This window comes from Streptomyces sp. NPDC051913 (assembly GCF_044593635.1).
In the GTDB taxonomy this organism is placed as follows: domain Bacteria; phylum Actinomycetota; class Actinomycetes; order Streptomycetales; family Streptomycetaceae; genus Streptomyces.
This window is the reverse complement of sequence record NZ_JBIUCI010000015.1, coordinates 24,068-37,778: the sequence shown is the minus strand read 5'-3', so window position 1 is coordinate 37,778 and position 13,711 is coordinate 24,068. Positions and strand designations below refer to the sequence as shown.

Here is a 13,711-nt window from a genome sequence, read left to right as displayed (position 1 = left end):
GTTGAAGAGAAGGAGCGACAAGTGGGGGGAGATCAAGGGGCGTCGGGGCTTCAGTGGCCAGGCGACGACTTGCGCTGGAACTCGTTGATGACGGCCGCGACGAGGAGCACTCCGCCGGTCACGACGTACTGGTAATTGCCGTCGACCTGAAGGAGGTTGAGGGCGTTGGCGACCACCCCGAGCAGCACCACGCCGAGGACCGTGCCGACGATGCTGCCGTGTCCGCCCGCGAGCGAGGTCCCGCCGATGACGACCGCGGCGACGGCCGTCAACTGGGTCATCAGACCTGCCGTGTTGGGGGCGGCGGCGCCCAGCCGGGAGAGCAGCATCAGTCCGGCCAGACCGGCGAGCGCCCCGGCGAGGGCGTACAACGCGAGTTTGCGACCGGGCACGTTGATGCCGCTGAGCCGGGCGACGTGCTCGTTGCCGCCCATGGCGTAGGCGTCCCGCCCGAAGGTGGTGAACCGCATCGACAGGCCGACGCCCGCGAGCACCAGGACCGCGACCACCGTCAGATAGGGGATGCCGAGCAGCTTGTCGTTGCCGAGGGACGTCAGCTTGTCGCCGATGGTGACGCTCATACCGTCCAGGACGAGGAGGGCGACGCCGTCGAGCAGCATGGCGGAGGCGAGGGTGGCGACGAAGGGCGCGACCCGGGTGAAGGTCACGACGAGGCCGTTGACCAGGCCGATGAGGGTCGCCAGCAGCAGGCTCACCACTACGGCGGCGGGGGTGGACCAGCCGTCGTGCAGGAGTTGGGCGGCGACCGACAGGGTGACGGCGGCGTTGCTGCCCATGGAGAAGTCCATGCCGCCGGCCGTCATCAGCAGGGTGAGTCCGGCCGCGATGACGGCGTTCACGCTGATCTGGCGGAGCACGTTGAGCAGGTTCTGCGAGGTGGTGAAGGAGTCGGCCTGGACGGCGGTGAACACGGCGACCAGGACGAGGACGACGACGAGTCCGCCGTGCGGGATGTGCAGCAGGGCCCGGGGGGACCTGCGGGGTGCGGTGGCTTCGACCGTGGTGTCCGGGGCGGCCGAGGGGGTCTTGAGGCTCACTTCGGCTGACCTCCGAGTGCGGTGGCGACGAGCTCGTCGCGGGTGATGGCGGTGATGTCGTGTTCGGCGACGGTGCGTCCGGCGCTGACGACGACGACCCGGTCGGCGAGGCGCATGACCTCCTCGGCGGAGGAGGAGGCGAGCAGTACGGCGACGCCGCGCGAGGCGAGCTCGTCGACAAGCGTGTGGATGTCGGCCATGGCCGCGACGTCGACCCCGTTGGTGGGGTCCTCCAGGAAGCAGGCGACCGGCTCGGTCTCCAGCCACTTGCCGAGCAGCACCTTCTGCTGGTTGCCGCCGGACAGGGTGCCGACGGGCGGGTTGCCGGTGAGGGCGACGACGCCGTAGCTGCCGCGCAACGGCGCTGCCCTGCGGGCGAGTTCGCCACGGCGGTGAAGTCGGCGCCGGGCGAAGCGGTCGCCGGCCAGCATCAGGTTCTCGTCGACCGTCATGCCCTGGACCAGGCCGAGGGTGCGCCGGTCGCCGGTGACGCAGCGCAGCCCGCTGGCGAGCGAGGCCGGCACCCGCCCGAAGGGCACGGCCCGCCCGTCGACCCGCAGTTCACCGGCGTCGGGGCGCTGCCGTCCCGACAGCAGGTCGAACAGCCGCGACTGGGCGTCGCCCGCGGGTCCGAGGACGGCGACGATCTCCCCCTTGCGGACGTCGACGGAGAAGTCCTCGATGGCTCGGCCGTCGCTGAGCCCCCGGACGGTGAGCCCGCTCTCCGGCTTCGGAGCGGGCCGCTCCGGCCGACGTGAGACGACGTCCCGCCCGACCATGTTGCGGACCAGTGAAGCCGGGTCCATCTCGGCGGCCGGCGCGCTGGTCACCACCGCGCCGTCGCGCAGCACGGTGAGCCGGTCGGCGACGGCCATGACCTCGTCGATGTAGTGCGAGATGTAGACGACGGCGACCCCGTCGTCCCGCAGCGTCCGCACCAACTCCCGTATCCGGTCGGCGTCCTTGGCGCTCAGACAGGCGGTCGGCTCGTCGAGGATGAGGATGCGTCCACCGCGGCGGACCTCGCGGGCCACCTCGACCATGGTCTGCTCGGCGACGGTGAGGGTACCGGCGACGCGGTCCACGTCGATGTCGATGCCGAGCCCGCGAAGGGCCGTGCGGGCCGCGTCCTTCACCGCCTTCCAGTGGACGGTACGGCCCCGGGTGGGCAGGTCGCCGAGGAGGACGTTCTCGGCGACGGTCAGCCCCATGGCCAGCTCGCGGCGCTGCGGGACGCAGGCGATGCCCAGCCTGCGCGCCTTGCGGACGGTGAGCGCAAAGTGCCGCTCGCCGCCGACCTCGATCGTGCCGCCGTCGGCGGGATGGGCGCCGGAGAGGATCTGCACCAGGGTCGACTTGCCGGCGCCGTTCATGCCCATCAGGGCGTGGATCTCACCGGGGTACAGGTCGAGGTCGACTCCTTTGAGGGCGGCGGCCCCGCCGAAACTCTTGGTGACACCCCGGACCCGGAGTACCGCTGTCACGGCCGGTCACCCTCGGGGGTCACGCGCCCGTATCCGCGGACGTCCGGGAACGGGGGTTCCTTGTCGGCCTGGAGGTCCACCTGGAAGGTGTTCAGACACATGCCGAGCATCGTGAAGTTGCCGAGCGCGCCGATGGCGTCGACCAGCCCCTTGGAGCCGAAGTGCTCAAGCGCCCGGGCGAAGGTCTCGTCGCCGACGAAGTGCTCTTCGAGGATTTCCCGGCAGAACTGGTAGAAGGCCTGGTCGGCCTCGCTGTCGAGGACCGCCTCGCGCTTCTCGGCGATGGCCTGCACCGCCGCCGCCGGGATACCGGCCTCGATCGCCTGGTGGACATGCGCGTTCCAGGAGTACTGGGCGTCCCAGTTGCGGGCGGCCATCAGCAGCGTCAGTTCACGCAGATGCTTGGGCAGGCTGCAGTCGAACCGGGCGAACGCGCCGAGCGACTCGGCCCGCTCGCACATCTCCGGGCTGTGCAGCCAGACGCGGAACGGCCCACGGACGGCACCTCGGCGGCCGGCGATGCGCGCGGCCAGCTCCTGCTGCCGCTGGTCCATTTCCTCTTGGCTGAGAACGGGGAGCCTCATGTGGCCGATACCTGCCTTTTCTTTCCGGCGCGTTTCCGGCACGGATCCGAAAGCCGTGCGATGCGAGCCGACCGTACAGCCGGGTTCGCGAAGCTCACCCCTCCCGAAATGCAAGGTAAAGGTGCACGCCAGAGGGCACCGGTCGGAGCGCGCGCGACCTAACGTCGGTCGACACAGCACCGTGCAGTGGAGAGGAACTCCGGATGACCACGATCATCAAGGCCGCGTCGGTACCCCTGCTCGACCGGGGCGGGGCCGTGGTGACGACACCGCTGATCACCACGCTGTCGGCCGACGGGGAGAACCTGATCACCAGCGGGATGAGCGTCTATCCGGTCGGCTCCGGGGCGCCGCTGCACTCGCACAACTGCGACGAGCACGTGACGATCCTCGACGGCGAGGCGGAGGTGTGGGTCGACGGCGAGGTCACGCAGCTGGAGCGGTACGACACCACGTACATCCCCTCCCCCGTCCCCCACCTGTTCCGCAACATCGGGAACACCCCGCTGCGCATCCTGTGGGTGTACTCCTCGGGCCACGTCACCCGCACGTTCACCGAGACGGGCAGGACGGTGGAACACCTGTCGGCCGAGGACCAGATGGGCAAGGACTGACGTCACCCAGGCCGTGTCTTTCGGATCATCCCGGGGCCGCACCGGTTCAGCACCGTCGCTCCGAGTCGGGCTGATCCGAAAGACACGGCCTAGGCTTCCATGGCATGCGATTGACGGTTCTCGGCGGTTGCGGTGCCTGGCCCACCGCGGAACAGGCGTGCAGCGGCTATCTCGTCGAGTACGAGGGTTTCCGCCTGCTGATCGATCCCGGCTACGCGACGCTGCCCCGACTGCTCCGGCACATCCGAGTCGACGCGGTCGACGCCGTGTTGGTCAGCCACGGACACCCGGACCACTGCGCCGATCTCAACCCCCTGCTGCGTGCACGGGGGTTGAGTGACGTTCCGCCACCGGCCCTGCCGGTGTACGCCCCGCACGGGGCGCTGGACGCCGTACTCGCGCTCGACCGGCCGGGCATGCTGGCGACGGCGTACGACCTCCACGAGTTCCGGCCCGGCGACCCGCTGACCATCGGCCCGTTCACGGCCGACACATGGCTCCTGCCGCATTTCGTGCCCAACGCGGGTATCCGGCTCGCCACCCCGCACGCCGTGCTGGCCTACACCGGCGACACCGGCCCCAGCCCCGACATCCCGCGTCTGGCGGCGGGGGCTGACCTGTTCCTGTCCGAGGCGACGTACGTGGACAAGGTCCCGGACGCCGACGCGCCGTACCTGCTCACCGCGCGCCTCGCGGGCGAGTACGCCCGACAGGCCGGCGCCGGACGCCTTTTGCTCACTCACCTCTGGCCCGGCACGGATGCCGAAGCCGCACTCCAGACAGCCGCCGGGGCCTTCTCAGGACCCATCGACATCGCCGCGCCCGGCCTCACACAGGAAGCCGGCCACCGCCCCTGACTCCGCGGTGGCCGGCTTCGGCCTGCTCCCCCTGTGGTGACTCAGGTCAGTGTGAGCCGACCAGCTCCTGCTCGCTGCCTGTCGGCACGCCCTGCTTGGCGGTGCGCAGCGCGGCGAAGCCGATGAAGCACATCGACCAGACGCCGGTGATGGCGAACGCGGTGAAGCCCCAGTCGCCGTGGCCGCCCGCGAGCAGCTGGCCGCCGAGCCAGGGGCCGAAGACGGCACCGAAGCGGCCCATTCCGGACGTCCAGCCCACGGCGGTGGCGCGGTTGGCGGGGTGGGAGCGGATCGAGACCGTCGCGTAGATCATCGTCTGGGCGCTGTTGAGGAAGACGCCGGTGAGGAAGACGACGACCATGGTCAGGGTCTGGTTCATGTGGGTGCCGAGCAGGAAGACACCCACCGCGGTCAGCGCGAACCACAGGGCCGAGATGCGCGGGGCACCGAACTGGTCGGCGGCCCGTCCGGCGACCAGCATGCCCACGATGCCGCCGATGTTGAAGACGACCACGAAGGTCAGGGCGTCGGCGAGCGCGTAGCCCTCGGTGCGCATCAGGGTCGGCAGCCAGGTGGCGACGCCGTAGACCAGGAGCAGACCGCCGAAGGAGGCGAACCAGTACAGCAGGGTCTGGAGCCACTCGCCGCCGCGGAACAGGCCGACCAGCGCGTCCCAGCGGTCGGCCGCGGACTTCTTGCCGGCCGCGGCGGGCAGTTCGACGTCGTACTTCTCGGCCAGGGCCGCGGCCTCCTCGGTGCGGCCCTTGGCGACCAGGAAGCTCAGCGACTCGGGCAGCATCTTGGCGAGCACCGGCGCGAACAGCAGCGGCAGCACGCAGACCCAGAACGCCGCACGCCAGCCGACGGGGTCGATGAGCCACTTGGCGACGTAGGCGGAGAGGATGCCGCCCGCGTGATGGGCGGTCATCAGGACGCCGATGACGATGGCGCCGCGGCCGCGCGGGGCGTAGTCCGAGACCATGCTGATCGCGGTGGGCAGCAGACCGCCGAGGCCGACGCCGGCGAGGGTGCGGCCGAGGCCGAAGACCTCGACGCTGCCGGAGACCGCGCACAGCCCGGAGGCGAGCGAGAAGAGGGTCACGCAGACGACCATCAGCTTCTTGCGGCCGATCCGGTCGGCGACGGTGCCCGCGGTCAGCGCGCCGACCAGCATGCCGAAGGTGGCGTAGGAGCCGAGGTCGCCGGCCTGGTCGGCGGTGAGGCCGAAGGTCTTGGTGGCGAGCAGGTGCGGCAGCACGGAGCCGTAGATGAACATGTCGAGGCCGTCGAAGAGAACGGCCAGCCAGCACAGTCCGACGACCAGCTTGGCCAGTCTCGCGCCGCGAGCGGATGCGACGAGGGAGGGGGAGGAAGACATCGTTGGTTACCTCTCGTACTTGGTGCGCTAGACGCTAAGGAGCGACCCGCCAAGAGTCAACGTTTTTGTCAACAATCTCATCGACAATCGCTGACGACCCTTGGCGGACGCCCTTTTGCCCAGCTCAGGCGACCGGCGGTGTCCCGTGCGTATGGAACGACTCGATGGTCTTCAGGCCCCAGGCCTGCCCCTTCTTCCGCTCCTCCTCGGTCCAGGTGATCAGCGGCCAGTCGGGCGCGAGCACCAGCCGCGTGAGCGGGTTGCACAGCTCGATCCGGTTGCCGCCCGGCTCGTAGACGTAGAGGAAGAACGTCTGCTGGATGGCGTGCTTGTGCGGCCCGGTCTCGATGAACACCCCGCTGTCGATGGCGAGATCGGCCGCGCGCAGGATGTCCTCGCGGGTGTCGGTCGCGAAGGCGATGTGGTGCAGCCGCCCCTCGCTACCGGTCCAGTCCGAGGTGTAGACGACGTCGTACGACTTGTTCGTGTACGTCAGCCAGCGCGCCGCGATCTTCCCGCTGTCGAGCCGGATCTGCTCGGTGGGCCGGGCGCCGAGGACGTTCTGCTGGAACTCGGCGTTGGCGAGCACGTCGGCGGCGAGGAAGTTGATGTGGTCGAGGCGCCGTACACCCACGCCCCGGTTGGGCTTGGCCTGCGGCTGGTTCTTCAGCGCGGGCCTGAGCTCCTCGGGTGCGCGGTAGTGCTCACTCTCCCAGTAGAGGGCGTGTTCATGCCCGTCCGGGTCGGTGGTGACGTAGAGCTTCCCGAGGCCGGGTTCGTCCTCCACCCAGACCCCGGTGCCACCCGCCTCCTCGTTCGCCTTCACACGGCGGTGGAGGGCCTCCTCGCTGGAGGTGCGCAGGGCGAGCCGGCCGAGGCCGGGCTGCTCGCGGGCGGTGAGGACGAGGCTGTGATGCTCGTAGTCGTCGAAGGTCCGCAGATGGACCGTGTCACCGTCCTGGCCGTTGACCGTGAGGCCCAGATAGTCGGTGAAGAAGGCGACACTGGCGTCCAGGTCGGGGGTGAACAGCTGGGCGTGGCCGATGTGCGCGATGTCGCCGAGGGGCGGAGTCATCGGTGACCTCCTTGGGGTCGTGCGGCGGCCCGGGGGAAGACGGTGCCGTCGAAGATCTTGCGGGCCGTGCGCACCACGGCGGTGCGGCGGGCGGAGGGCAGGCCGTCGGACGTGGTGCCGAGGCTACTTTCGATATCCAGGAATCCGGTGGGGTGCTCTATGCGAATTCGGTCACTTTCGCCAGAAAGCTCCGCAAGCTCCTCACCCACCCCGCCGGCGATCCGCAGCCCGGCGGCCACACTGGCGGCGCCGAGCACCCCGATCGAGGTGTGGCAGCGGACGGGGATGAAGGTGCGGGTGCAGACCGCGCCGCCGTCGCGGGGCCGGGCGAGCAGGGTGAGCTTGGGGACGGTCGTGTCCGACACGTCACCGAGTCCCATCAGCCGTCCGGCCGCCAGGCGGATCTCCCGCAGCCGGTCGGCGAGCGTCAGATCCTCCTCCAGGTCCTTGGGCGTCTCGTACCCGGTCACCTTCAGTTCGGTGGCGGCGATCAGCACGGTCGGCATGCCGTTGTCCACACAGGTGACCGGGACCCCGGCGATGACGTCACGGGCGTTGCCGGTGGGCAGCAACGCCCCTTCCCCCGGCGGGAATTGGATGACCACCGCGGCGGCTGTGCCGGGCACCCCGGAGATCCGTGCCTCGCCGGTGTAGTCGACCCGGCCGCCCGGTGTGGGGAAGCTCGCGGTGGCGCGGTCACCGGAGTTGACCATGCGGATACGGACGGAGGTGCGCTCCTCCCCCGCCGGGACCAGTCCGCGCTCGACGGCGAACGGGCCGACGCCGGCCAGGATGTTCCCGCAGTTCTGACGGTCGCTCACCTCGGGCCGGTCCACGGCTACTTGCAGGAAGAGGTAGTCGACGTCGGCGTCCGGTGCGGACGAGGGTGAGACGACCGCCACCTTGCTGGTGAGCGGGTGCGCCCCACCGAGGCCGTCGATCTGCCGTTCGTCGGGGCTGCCCATGATGCGCAGGAGCAGCTCGTCACGGACGGCGGGGTCGCCGGGGAGGTCGTCGGCCAGGAAGTAGGCGCCCTTGGAGGTGCCGCCGCGCATCAGCAGACAGGGCACCTCCTCGGGCACGGAGGTCACGGCCGCTCTCCTTGGTACTCCTCGTACGTGCGGTACTCGACACCGAGCCGCTTGAGGGTCTCCCGCAATCCGTAGCGGTCCAGGCCGAGTTGCCCTTCCAGGAACGCGGCCCGGGTGGCGGCCTCCTTGGCCTCGCGGGCCTCGGACCGCTCGACCGTCTCGCGGACGCGCTCGCGCGGGACCACCACGACACCGTCGTCGTCGGCGAGGATCGCGTCGCCCGGGCGGATCATCTGGCCGTCGACGGCGATCGGTACGTTGACCGAGCCGCCGGTGGCCTTGACGGTGCCCTGCGAGGAGACGGCGCGCGACCAGGCGGCGAAGCCCATGTCGCGCAGCTCCTGGGTGTCGCGGATGCCGGTGTTCATCACGACGCCACGAACGCCGCGCTGCTGAAGTGCGGTCGCGAACAGCTCGCCGAACAGGCCGTCCGTGCACGGGGAGGTGGTCGTGACGACCAGGATGTCACCCTCGCCGCACTGCTCGACGGCGGCGTGGATCATGAGGTTGTCGCCGGGCCAGCTGAGCACGGTCACCGCCGTGCCCGCGACCCGTACGCCCTGCTGCACGGGGCGAATCGCCGGGCCCAGCAGGCCCGTTCGGCCCATCGCCTCGCTCACCGTCGCCACTCCGTAGCCGGCCAGCGCGTCGACGTCCTTCAGCTCCGCCTTCGGCGGGTCGGTGACGATCACGCCGCTCATGCCAGCTCCTTCGCGATCTGCGGGTAGGGGCGCATGTACGCCTCGGCCATGGTCTTGTGCGCGAGGCCCAGGTTCGGCCCCGCGTTGCGCTTGAGCTGGACGCCCCGGCGGACGGCGAGGTCGGTGTAGTAGTCCCACAGATGCTGCTGGGCGCCGAGGCACTCCATGGCCTTGCGCTTGGTGTCCCACACCTCGGTGATGTCGAGGAGGACCTCGGGCTTGAAGCCGCTCATCTCGGGCTGGTGCGGCTCGAAGAAGAACACCGGCGGGGCGCCGATGATCTCGCCGGGGCCGGGGTAGCCGATGGCCTGGGCGAGGACCCGGGCCTCCAGGGCCATGCGGTTGGCGGCGGGGTGGTCGCCGTTGTACGGGTCCTCGACGGGGTGGGTGAGCACGACGTCGGGCTGGGTGTCGCGGTACACCTCCACGAGCTGGTCGGTCAGCTCGGGGGTGACCAGCAGCGGGTAGTCGCCGGCGTCGAAGAAGCGGACCTCGGCGCCCAGGGTGGCGGCGGCGCGCTCGGCCTCGTCCCGGCGTATCGCCTTGATCTCCTCGAGCTTCTTCCCCTCGCGCCATGCCTTGGCGGACTCGCCGCGCTCACCGAAGGTCAGACAGGCGATGGTGACCTGCTCGCCGCGCGAGGCCGCGAGGGCGATGGCCCCGCCGGCCCGCCACACGAAGTCACCGGCGTGCGCGGTGACCACGAGGGTGGAGCGTGGGGTGGCGGGCGCGTTGGCCTGGGTCATTGCTGCAATCTCCCTTGGTAACAGGTGAGCGCCCGCCCCGGTCCGTCGCGATCAGTCGCGCAGCGCCTCGATCACGCTGGTGAGGTGGGCGCGGACGGCCTCCTCGGCCGCCTGCGGATCCCTGGCCCTGATCGCCTCGATCATCGCCAGGTGCTCGTTCAGGGAGTGCTGGGGACGCCCGGGCCGCAGCGCCAACTGGAACCGGTGGCGCACCAGTTGGGCGTTGAGCCGCTCCAGCAGGTCCAGTGCCGTTCGCTGGCCGGAGAACTCCCGGACCTTGGCGTGGAGCTCCTGGTTGAGCTCGGAGTAGGTCACCGGCTCGCCGTCGGCCACGGCCTTGGTCATCGCCGTGCCCAGCTCGGTCAGCTCGGCGAGCTGCTCGTCGCTGGCGGCGACGGCGGCCTTGGCCGCGCAGAGCCCCTCGAGGACCATCCGGCACTCGGTGATGGCGACCGCTTCTTCCACGGTCACCACCCGCACCCGGGAACCCCGGTTGCGGATCCGCTCGACGAGGCCCTGGGCCTCCAGATCGATGAGCGCGGCCCGGATGCTGGCCCGTGTCACACCGAACTGCTCGGCGAGCTCGTTCTCCACCAGCCGCTGCGCCGGTGCCATCTCGCCGTGCAGGATCGCCTGCCGCAGCTGCGCGAGCGCATGCTGTTTGGCCTGCTCCCCGGTGCTCGGACGGGCTTCTTTCGGCATCGTTGCCCTCCCTGAGTGAGTGCCTGTCGAACCTAAATCTAGCCAAACAAGATTGTCAACAATTTTGTCTGCCGTATTGCTTGCATCGGTCACGTGAATACCCGGGCGCGGGGATGTTCAGCCCTCGCGGTACAGCTCGGTGAGCAGTTCCATCACCGCCTGCGTCGCCGGATGCGGCTCGTCGCGCCACCAGGCGAGCCGCACGGCGATCGGCTCGCCGTCGCGCACCGGCCGGTAGACGACCCCGGGCCTCGGGTACTGGTTGGCGGTGGACTCGGCCGTCATCCCGACACACCGGCCGGTGGAGATCACGTTCAGCCAGTCGTCGACGTCATGCGTCTCCTCCGTGGCCGGCCGGGCCTCGGGCGGCCACAGGTCCGGGGTGGTGGTGCCGGTACGCCGATCCACCAGGAGCGTCCGCCCCGCGAAATCCGCCATCCGCACCGACCTGCGCCGGGCCAGCGGATCATCGGCGGCCATCGCACACAGCCGCCGCTCCAGGCCGACGATGGCCGACTCGAACCGCCGGTCGTCCAGGGCACGGCGTACGACGACCAGATCGCACGCGCCCTCCGCGAGGCCGGCGGTCGTCGAGTTGACGCGCACCAGGTGCAGCTCGGTCTCCGGACGCTCGCGCCCCCAGCGGCGCTGGAAGTCGAGCGTGTGCCGGCCGAGCGCCGCCCAGGCGTAGCCGATCCGCAGCTGGGCGTGGCCCGAGGTGGCGTCACGGACCAGGTCGTCCACCTCGGCGAGCACCCGGCGGGCGTGCGCGACGACCCGTACGCCGGTCCCGGTCGGGGTGACCGCGCGCGAGGTGCGCCGCAACAGCCGTACACCGAGGGATCGTTCGAGGGAGGCCAGGGTGCGGGAGACAGCCGCCTGGGAGACGCCGAGGGCGAGGGCGGCGTCGGTGAAGGTGCCCTCGTCGACGATGGCGACGAGACAGCGCAGCTGCCGGAGCTCCACATCCATGACTCAAGCGTATAGATGCCTCGGTCAATGCATTTTGCGCAAGCTGCGTGAGAACCCACGATCGGCGTATGCAAGGAGCCCCCGCACGCCGCCCCGCCGCAGCCCCTCCCCTGCCCGCCGCCGCCCGGGAGCACTCGGGTGTCTCCGTCGCCGGGGTGGCCACGATGGCCGGCAGCGGTCTGTCGAACCAGGTCGGTGCCGCGATCGGCTCGCTCGCCTTCCCCGTCATCGGCCCCGTGGGGGTGGTGGCGGTACGTCAATATGTGGCTGCGGCAGTGCTGTTGGCGGTCGGCCGACCGAGGCTGCGGTCGTTCACCTGGCGCCAGTGGTGGCCGGTGCTGCTGCTGGCCGTGGTGTTCGGGACGATGAACCTGTCGCTCTACACGGCCGTCGACCGCGTCGGCCTGGGGCTGGCGGTGACCCTGGAATTCCTGGGCCCGCTGGGCATCGCCCTCGCGGCGACCCGGCGGCGCGTGGACGCGTTCTGCGCGCTGCTCGCGACCGCGGGGGTGGTGACGCTGATGCGGCCGCAGCCCTCCACGGACTACCCCGGCATGGGGCTCGGTCTGCTCGCCGCGGCCTGCTGGGCGTCGTACATCCTGCTCAACCGCACGGTCGGCGGCCGCCTGCCCGGCGCGCAGGGCCCGGCGGCCGCGGCGGCGGTGTCGGCCGTGATGTTCCTGCCGGTCGGCATCGTGGTCGCCGTGCGCCATCCGCCCACCCCGGGGGCGGCGGGGTGCGCGGTGGCCGCCGGTCTCCTGTCCTCGGCGGTCCCCTACCTCGCCGACCTGTTCACCCTGCGGCGGGTGCCGGCTCCGGTGTTCGGGCTGTTCATGAGCGTCAACCCGGTCCTGGCGGCCGTGGTCGGGTGGGTGATCCTCGGGGAAGGGCTGGGGTGGCCCGAGTGGGCGGGCATCGCGGCGGTGGTCGGGGCGAACGCGATCGGGATTCTCACGGCGCGACCGACGGCGCTGCCGTCCGTGTGACGGCCGTCCGAGTGACGGCCGCGTGACCGTCCCTCAGAGGGTCCAACTCCCCAGCCAGTAACCGAATCCCCGCCGGGTGTGGATCAGCGCGGGCTCCTCCAGGTCCACCTTCTGCCGCAGCCTTGAGACGAGCTTCTCGATCGCCTGGTGCCCTCGGAACTCCCCCCACACATGCCGGCTGATCTGCTCCTTCGACAGCACCCGTCCCGCGTTGGCGAGCAGGTGGCGCAGCAGCCGGTACTCGGCGGGGGTGAGGTCGAGCGGCCGGGGTCCGCGGCGGGCGCGGCACGTGATGTCGTCCAGGACCAGGTCGCCGTGGCCCCGCATCGCGTCGTGCGATCCAGGGACCCGGCGGCGCAGCAGCACCTGCGCCCTGGCCAGGACCTCGGCGACCCGCACCGGTTTGATGACGTAGTCCTCCCCGCCCAGGCCGAGTTCGGGCAGCAGACGGTGGAGGGAGTCGCAGGAGGCGAGGTAGAGGAGCGGAGGACGGTCGGCGGGGGCGATACGGCGGCCCCGGGCGAGGTGTCTGAGGTCCGGCAGCGCGGCGTCCAGGACCACCAGGTCGAACCGCTGCCTGGTGAGGCGGGCCATGCCCTCGGTACCACTGCCCGCGGTGCCTACCTGGTAGCCGGCCAACTCCAGGGTGGTGGTGAGCAGTTCGGTGTCGCCGGGGTCGTCGGCGACGACCAGGACATGCTGTCCGCTGCCGCGGTGCGGCGACGGTTTCTCCATGAGATCCGCGTACATGGCATGACCAATCGTGGGGGGCGGATGCCTGGACGCCGGCGCGGTCAGGCGGAGGGCGTGGGATCGACACGGACCTCGGCATGGCCGACGAAGTCGTCGACGAGCCGGTGGAACAGCGCGGCCAGCCGGCGCAGGTCGTCGTCGGACCAGTCGGCCAGGGCCACTTCGAGCGTGCGGCGGCCGACCTCGCGTACACGGGCGACCGCGGCGAGTCCCTCGTCGGTGATCCGGACGCGCTGGGCGCGCCGGTCGTCGGGGTCGGCGACCCGGATCACATACCCTCCCCGCTCCAACTGCCGGAGTTGGCGGGTGACATGGGAGGCCTCCACGGAGAGCCGCACGGCCAGCACGCCGGGGCGCATCGGCTCGCTCTCGGCGATGTGCCGCAGGATCGCCACGGCCGCCCGGTCGAGGCGCAGGCCGGTCACCGCCATCAGCCGCTCGTGTCGCCGGGACCGGCCGACCAGATAGGCGACGCGGGTCAGCACGCGCTCGATCTCGGTCAGCGTGGCGGACGCGGGCGCTGCGGCGGGCGGCTCTGCGGGCATGCCCCCAGCCTAGAGGTGCTTGCCTAACTTAAGCAACGCATTTAATTGCTTAACTTACGTAACATTCCTATGCTTGCCTAACTCAAGTAACGGGATCGCATTGAGCGGATGCGGCCCCTCGCGCCCAGCCCGTGGGGACGGGGTGCGGCGCGGTCACCGGGCCGG

At 70.7% G+C, this 13,711-nt stretch carries 15 protein-coding genes; 3 read left to right on the top strand and 12 right to left on the bottom strand.

Annotated elements, in window-relative coordinates; all coding sequences use genetic code 11:
- Positions 1-50: 50 nt before the first annotated feature.
- The 3 genes from ACIHIX_RS35385 to ACIHIX_RS35375 are packed head-to-tail and all read right to left on the bottom strand — an operon-like array spanning position 51 to position 3,096.
- Positions 51-1,058, bottom strand: a complete 1,008-nt coding sequence (locus tag ACIHIX_RS35385) for an ABC transporter permease (protein ID WP_399963537.1) — start codon at positions 1,056-1,058, stop codon at positions 51-53.
- Positions 1,055-2,542 (bottom strand): sugar ABC transporter ATP-binding protein, encoded by a 1,488-nt coding sequence (locus tag ACIHIX_RS35380; protein ID WP_399963535.1) that lies wholly within the window; start codon positions 2,540-2,542, stop codon positions 1,055-1,057. Before ACIHIX_RS35380 ends, ACIHIX_RS35385 begins: the two co-directional genes overlap by 4 nt.
- On the bottom strand, positions 2,539-3,096 hold the full coding sequence (locus ACIHIX_RS35375) for a carboxymuconolactone decarboxylase family protein (RefSeq protein WP_399963925.1): 558 nt from the start codon (positions 3,094-3,096) through the stop codon (positions 2,539-2,541). Before ACIHIX_RS35375 ends, ACIHIX_RS35380 begins: the two co-directional genes overlap by 4 nt.
- Positions 3,097-3,329: 233 nt before the next feature.
- On the opposite strand from ACIHIX_RS35375, the gene ACIHIX_RS35370 reads away from it, so the two are divergent.
- Positions 3,330-3,740, top strand: coding sequence for a cupin domain-containing protein (locus ACIHIX_RS35370; RefSeq protein ID WP_399963534.1), 411 nt, complete (start codon positions 3,330-3,332; stop codon positions 3,738-3,740).
- 104 nt (positions 3,741-3,844) lie between these two features.
- Positions 3,845-4,597 (top strand): MBL fold metallo-hydrolase, encoded by a 753-nt coding sequence (locus tag ACIHIX_RS35365; protein ID WP_399963532.1) that lies wholly within the window; start codon positions 3,845-3,847, stop codon positions 4,595-4,597.
- 46 nt (positions 4,598-4,643) lie between these two features.
- On the opposite strand, the gene ACIHIX_RS35360 is transcribed toward ACIHIX_RS35365, so the two are convergent.
- The 7 genes from ACIHIX_RS35360 to ACIHIX_RS35330 form a co-directional block, all read right to left on the bottom strand.
- Positions 4,644-5,975 (bottom strand): MFS transporter, encoded by a 1,332-nt coding sequence (locus ACIHIX_RS35360; protein WP_399963530.1) that lies wholly within the window; start codon positions 5,973-5,975, stop codon positions 4,644-4,646.
- Positions 5,976-6,099: 124 nt separating this feature from the next.
- The gene (locus ACIHIX_RS35355) at positions 6,100-7,050 is read right to left on the bottom strand and encodes a VOC family protein (protein ID WP_399963529.1); all 951 of its coding nucleotides are present in this window, start codon (positions 7,048-7,050) and stop codon (positions 6,100-6,102) included.
- Complete coding sequence (locus tag ACIHIX_RS35350) at positions 7,047-8,141, bottom strand: 4-oxalomesaconate tautomerase (RefSeq protein ID WP_399963527.1); 1,095 nt, start codon at positions 8,139-8,141, stop codon at positions 7,047-7,049. Before ACIHIX_RS35350 ends, ACIHIX_RS35355 begins: the two co-directional genes overlap by 4 nt.
- Positions 8,138-8,842 carry a 4-carboxy-4-hydroxy-2-oxoadipate aldolase/oxaloacetate decarboxylase gene (locus ACIHIX_RS35345; RefSeq protein ID WP_399963524.1) on the bottom strand — a complete coding sequence of 235 codons (705 nt, stop codon included), beginning with the start codon at positions 8,840-8,842 and terminating at the stop codon, positions 8,138-8,140. The genes ACIHIX_RS35350 and ACIHIX_RS35345 overlap by 4 nt, the downstream gene beginning before the upstream one ends.
- Positions 8,839-9,588 carry a PIG-L deacetylase family protein gene (locus ACIHIX_RS35340; protein WP_399963522.1) on the bottom strand — a complete coding sequence of 250 codons (750 nt, stop codon included), beginning with the start codon at positions 9,586-9,588 and terminating at the stop codon, positions 8,839-8,841. Before ACIHIX_RS35340 ends, ACIHIX_RS35345 begins: the two co-directional genes overlap by 4 nt.
- A 51-nt stretch (positions 9,589-9,639) precedes the next feature.
- Positions 9,640-10,290: a GntR family transcriptional regulator gene (locus tag ACIHIX_RS35335; RefSeq protein ID WP_399963520.1), complete on the bottom strand. Its 651-nt coding sequence runs from the start codon at positions 10,288-10,290 to the stop codon at positions 9,640-9,642.
- Positions 10,291-10,407: 117 nt separating this feature from the next.
- Positions 10,408-11,262, bottom strand: a complete 855-nt coding sequence (locus ACIHIX_RS35330) for a LysR family transcriptional regulator (RefSeq protein ID WP_399963518.1) — start codon at positions 11,260-11,262, stop codon at positions 10,408-10,410.
- A 68-nt stretch (positions 11,263-11,330) separates the two neighbouring features.
- Here ACIHIX_RS35330 and ACIHIX_RS35325 point away from each other — a divergent pair, with 68 nt between their 5' ends.
- A complete protein-coding gene (locus ACIHIX_RS35325) occupies positions 11,331-12,248 on the top strand; it encodes an EamA family transporter (protein ID WP_399963516.1) in 918 nt (305 codons plus the stop codon).
- A gap of 33 nt (positions 12,249-12,281) precedes the next feature.
- Here ACIHIX_RS35325 and ACIHIX_RS35320 read toward each other — a convergent pair whose 3' ends face one another.
- A complete protein-coding gene (locus ACIHIX_RS35320; protein ID WP_399963514.1) occupies positions 12,282-12,998 on the bottom strand; it encodes a response regulator transcription factor in 717 nt (238 codons plus the stop codon).
- Between the two features lie 44 nt (positions 12,999-13,042).
- Positions 13,043-13,546: a MarR family winged helix-turn-helix transcriptional regulator gene (locus ACIHIX_RS35315; protein ID WP_399963512.1), complete on the bottom strand. Its 504-nt coding sequence runs from the start codon at positions 13,544-13,546 to the stop codon at positions 13,043-13,045.
- Positions 13,547-13,711: the final 165 nt, after the last annotated feature.

What these genes read in the sequence shown, in the direction of transcription:
- ACIHIX_RS35370 (WP_399963534.1), top strand. Translation starts at nt 3,330, where the DNA reads ATGACCACGATCATCAAGGCCGCGTCGGTACCCCTGCTCGACCGGGGC.
- ACIHIX_RS35375 (WP_399963925.1), bottom strand. Translation starts at nt 3,096, where the DNA reads ATGGACCAGCGGCAGCAGGAGCTGGCCGCGCGCATCGCCGGCCGCCGA.
- ACIHIX_RS35335 (WP_399963520.1), bottom strand. Translation starts at nt 10,290, where the DNA reads ATGCCGAAAGAAGCCCGTCCGAGCACCGGGGAGCAGGCCAAACAGCAT.
- ACIHIX_RS35355 (WP_399963529.1), bottom strand. Translation starts at nt 7,050, where the DNA reads ATGACTCCGCCCCTCGGCGACATCGCGCACATCGGCCACGCCCAGCTG.
- ACIHIX_RS35325 (WP_399963516.1), top strand. Translation starts at nt 11,331, where the DNA reads ATGCAAGGAGCCCCCGCACGCCGCCCCGCCGCAGCCCCTCCCCTGCCC.
- ACIHIX_RS35340 (WP_399963522.1), bottom strand. Translation starts at nt 9,588, where the DNA reads ATGACCCAGGCCAACGCGCCCGCCACCCCACGCTCCACCCTCGTGGTC.
- ACIHIX_RS35320 (WP_399963514.1), bottom strand. Translation starts at nt 12,998, where the DNA reads ATGTACGCGGATCTCATGGAGAAACCGTCGCCGCACCGCGGCAGCGGA.
- ACIHIX_RS35315 (WP_399963512.1), bottom strand. Translation starts at nt 13,546, where the DNA reads ATGCCCGCAGAGCCGCCCGCCGCAGCGCCCGCGTCCGCCACGCTGACC.
- ACIHIX_RS35330 (WP_399963518.1), bottom strand. Translation starts at nt 11,262, where the DNA reads ATGGATGTGGAGCTCCGGCAGCTGCGCTGTCTCGTCGCCATCGTCGAC.
- ACIHIX_RS35365 (WP_399963532.1), top strand. Translation starts at nt 3,845, where the DNA reads ATGCGATTGACGGTTCTCGGCGGTTGCGGTGCCTGGCCCACCGCGGAA.
- ACIHIX_RS35360 (WP_399963530.1), bottom strand. Translation starts at nt 5,975, where the DNA reads ATGTCTTCCTCCCCCTCCCTCGTCGCATCCGCTCGCGGCGCGAGACTG.
- ACIHIX_RS35345 (WP_399963524.1), bottom strand. Translation starts at nt 8,842, where the DNA reads ATGAGCGGCGTGATCGTCACCGACCCGCCGAAGGCGGAGCTGAAGGAC.